This window comes from Collimonas fungivorans (assembly GCF_028292705.1).
In the GTDB taxonomy this organism is placed as follows: Bacteria; Pseudomonadota; Gammaproteobacteria; order Burkholderiales; family Burkholderiaceae_D; genus Collimonas; species Collimonas fungivorans_B.
In genome coordinates this window covers 1-3,712 of sequence record NZ_JAQGLV010000289.1, presented here as the reverse complement: position 1 = coordinate 3,712, position 3,712 = coordinate 1, and the positions used below count along the sequence as shown (strand labels likewise).

Below are 3,712 nucleotides of genomic sequence, written 5' to 3'. Positions count from 1 at the left end.
GCGCGGCGCTGCAGGACAAAAGCGCTGACGGCCTGACGCCCGACGAACTGAAGGAAGTGCTGATGCAGGCCGCGATCTATTGCGGCGTCCCGGCCGCCAACACCGGCTTTTCGCTGGCCCAGCACATTCTCGCCGAAATGGGATACGCGACCGAGCCGGCCTCGGTGACCGCCGCGGCCCATCCCGGCGTCGGCCGCGAGGGCGCCACCGCCAGCCTGCCGGCGCTGCACTACACCGTGCGCGCGCCGCGCAGCGGCAAGGCGCCGCGCCACACTGTGGTGCTGGCCCACGCGCTCGGCTGCGACATGGTCATGTGGGACGACCTGGCCAACATGCTGGCCGCCGACTGCCGCGTGATCTGCTACGACCAGCGCGGCCACCAGCGACGGATGGCGCAACGCCAGTTCTTGGCCGGTCATGCCGCCCATCGACAGGCCGATCCATATCACCGGGCCCGAATCGAGCTCACGCAGCAGGCGCGCCGCGTCGTCAGCCAGGTCGGCGATGGCATACAGTCCTGCGGGCGCGTCGGAGCTGCCATGGCCTCGATGGTCATAAACAATGACGCGGCAATCGGCGGCCAGCAGGTTGGCCAGGCTGTCCCACATGGTGAGGTCGCAACCGAGTGCATGGCTGAGCACCACGGTGTGGCGCGGCGCCTTGCCGCTGCGCGGCACGCGCACGCTGTAATGCAAGGCTGGCTTGCTGTCGGTGGCGGCTTCGCGGCCGATGCCGGGATGGACTGCCGCCGCCGGGGCTGACGGCGCCGGCGCGCAACCGATCTGCGCGCCGATTTCGCGCAGGATCTTTTGCGCATGCGTGAATGCGGTATTGGCGGCGGGCACGCCGGCATAGATGGCGCCCTGTATCAGCACTTCCTTCATTTCATCCGGCGTCAGGCGCGTCTCGGCGTCGCCCAGCAGCGCGGCCCGCGCATGCAGTTCGAATTCTTCCCAGCGGCCCAGCGCCATGGTGATGGCCAGCACGATCACGCGCCGGGTTTTCTGTTCTAGCCCGGGACGGCCCCAGATTTCATTCCAGGCAAAGCGCGTGATCAGGTTCTGGAATTCGGCGTTGAAGCCGGTGGCGTTGGCCAGCGAGCGGTCGACCCAGTCGTCGCCGAGTATCTGGCGGCGGTTCTGCATGCCGCGTTCGAAGTCATGATCGATAGGATCGTAGCTCATGGTTGGTTTACCTGTTTATTCATGGTTGGATTTTGGGTGCATTCAGGCGCAATCAGGTGAAAACGGCTTGCGCCTGCAATGCATCCATCGCGGCCCGCAAGACCTGCAATTGCCGGCGCGCCAATGCTTCTGCCGGCGCCGTGGCAGCGGCCGGATCGAACAATGCGCTTAATATTTCAGGGTCAAGCTTGTCGCGCAGGCGCTGATCCGCCTTGACGGCCTCCAGCACCACCTCGGCCAGCTGCCTGCCGTCGGCAACCGCGCGCTGCGTCAACTGTTCCATCAGGCCATGCGCCTGCGGCCGGCCGATTGCGCCGGCCAGGTAAATCGACGCGGCTTCTGCGAACACCAGTCCTTGCAGTGCATCGATATTGCGCAGCATGCGTTTGGCATCGACCTGCAGCCCGGCGATGGCTTCGTTCAATGCGCTGAGCGCGCCGTGGGCGCTGAGGAACAAACCTGGCCACTCGGCCAGTTCGGCCTGCCAGTTGCCGAGGCCGCGCTCATGCTGCTGGCCCATGCTTGCCAGCAGCGCCGCCGCGTTTTGCGGAGTACGGGTAGCGGCCGCCAGGGCGATCATGGCCGACACCGGATTACGCTTGTGTGGCATGGCCGACGAACCGCCGCGGCCGTTGCCGGACGGCTCGGCCAGCTCGGCGATCTCACCTTGCGCCAGCAGGCTGAGGTCGGTGGCGATCTTGCCCAGGCTGCCGGTCAGCACCGCGACTTCCAGCCCCAGCCGCACCCATTCGTCGCGCTGGGTATGCCAGGCGGCGTCGGCCACGGACAGCCCCAGGTCGTCTGCCATGCGCTGCGCTACCAGCGGACCTTTTGCGCCCATCACCGCCAGCGTGCCGACCGCGCCGCCCAGTTGCAGCTGCAGCGCGCGCTGCGCCGCCTGGCGCAGCTGCAGGCGGGAGCGCAGCAAAGGCGCGGCCCAGCCGGCCAGCTTGAAACCGAAGCTGGTGACCTGGGCCGGCTGCATCAGGGTGCGCGCCAGTATCGGCGTCGCCAGATGCTGTGCGGCCAGGCGCAGCAAGTTGTCGGTCAGCGTTTGCAAGCCATGGTCGAGCAGGCTCAGCGCTTCGCGGGTGACCAGCACCATGCCGGTATCGATCACGTCCTGGCTGGTGCTGCCCCAGTGCACATGGCTCGCGGATTCCTGGTTGAACAAGGCGACCGTCTTGGTCAGTTCCTTGACCAGCGGAATCGCCAGGCTGCCGGCGCGGCGGCTGGCGTGCACCAGCGCCGGGATGTCATACAGCTGCGCATTGCAGACGCTGGCGATGGCGCGCGCTGCGCTGTCGGGAATGATCCCTTCCGCCGCCTGCGCGCGCGCCAGGGCTTCCTCGAAACGGAACATGGCTTGCACCACGGCCGTATCGTCGAATACGGCGATCATCTCCGGGGTGGTGAGGAAACTGTCAAAAATCGAAACGCTCACTGCGGCTCCGTTCGGTTAAAGCAAGCAAAAAAACGGCGACGGTAGCCGCCATCGTCAAACATAGTCGAAAAACACGGTTTCCTTGTCGCCTTGCATCCAGATATCCCAATGATAGCGGGCATCTCCCTGTTTGCGCGCAATCAAGGTGGGGCGCCTGTCCGCGGGAACCTGGCTGAGGATCTCGGATTGCGCCAGGCCGCTGTCGTCTTCAAGGAAGACCGCGCTGAACTGATGCTTGACCAGGCCGCGCGCAAAGACGGTGGCGAACAGCACGGGTTTTCCGAAACGCGCAGGGCTGGGCAGCGATACCTCGATGCGGAAAGCGCCGCCGTCGTCGCTGGCGATGCGGCGGAAGCCTGGTATCGGCTGCGCCGTTTCGGCTGCGGCCGCATCCGGCATCCAGGCTTCGATCCAGCCGTCGCTGATCGGCGCGCCGTCGCCGTCGCGCAGCACGCCGCTGATGGTGATGGTTGGCGCAGTGGTGTGCAAGGTGGCGCTGGCGGTTACCGCCCAGGCCCATGCTTCGTGCGGGAAAGGACCTACGGTTTGAGAGGTAGTGATATTGGAAGCCATTTGTATTTTCTTTTAGTGTCCTGAGCTAGGAGTTCTTTGAATAAGAAAAGTGATGCAATCGGTGTCAGGCTAGGCGCAAAACGGAGCAAGGGTGTGGTCCCTTGCGGGTATTTGCAACGACGCATGGCGCCGATTGCATCACTTTTCTTCGAAGAACTCCTAGCTCAGGACACTACAGTCCCATGGGCGTGGCGTCGCGGCCACGCAGGACGATATCGAATTCATAGCCCAGCATCTGGTCGTCGACTGTCTGCTCCAGGCTGAAGCGCGCGATCAGCCGCTGGCGTGCGGCCAGGTCGGGGATGCTTTGGAATATCGGGTCGTAATCGAACAGGGGATCGCTGGGGAAATACATCTGCGTCACCAGCCGCTGCGCATAGACGCTGCCGAACAGGGAGAAATGGATATGCGCCGGGCGCCAGGCCTTGTGGTGGTTGCCCCAGGGATAAGGGCCGGGCTTGATGGTGACAAAGCGGTAGCGGCCGTCGTCGTCGGTCAGCATCTTGCCGAA

At 64.9% G+C, this 3,712-nt stretch carries 2 protein-coding genes and 2 pseudogenes; all 4 read right to left on the bottom strand.

Going from position 1 to position 3,712, the window contains the following annotated elements; all coding sequences use genetic code 11:
* Positions 1 to 329: 329 nt before the first annotated feature.
* Positions 330 to 1,145: pseudogene (locus JWQ61_RS16120) on the bottom strand (alpha/beta fold hydrolase); the annotation flags it as partial.
* A gap of 91 nt (positions 1,146 to 1,236) precedes the next feature.
* Positions 1,237 to 2,628: a 3-carboxy-cis,cis-muconate cycloisomerase gene (pcaB, locus tag JWQ61_RS16115; RefSeq protein ID WP_304361420.1), complete on the bottom strand. Its 1,392-nt coding sequence runs from the start codon at positions 2,626 to 2,628 to the stop codon at positions 1,237 to 1,239.
* A gap of 54 nt (positions 2,629 to 2,682) precedes the next feature.
* The gene (locus JWQ61_RS16110; RefSeq protein ID WP_304361419.1) at positions 2,683 to 3,201 is read right to left on the bottom strand and encodes a protocatechuate 3,4-dioxygenase; all 519 of its coding nucleotides are present in this window, start codon (positions 3,199 to 3,201) and stop codon (positions 2,683 to 2,685) included.
* Between the two features lie 172 nt (positions 3,202 to 3,373).
* Positions 3,374 to 3,712 (bottom strand): annotated as a pseudogene (locus JWQ61_RS16105) (protocatechuate 3,4-dioxygenase subunit beta); the annotation flags it as partial.

Coding starts and splice junctions, on each gene's coding strand:
- JWQ61_RS16110 (WP_304361419.1), bottom strand. CDS start 3,201: ATGGCTTCCAATATCACTACCTCTCAAACCGTAGGTCCTTTCCCGCAC.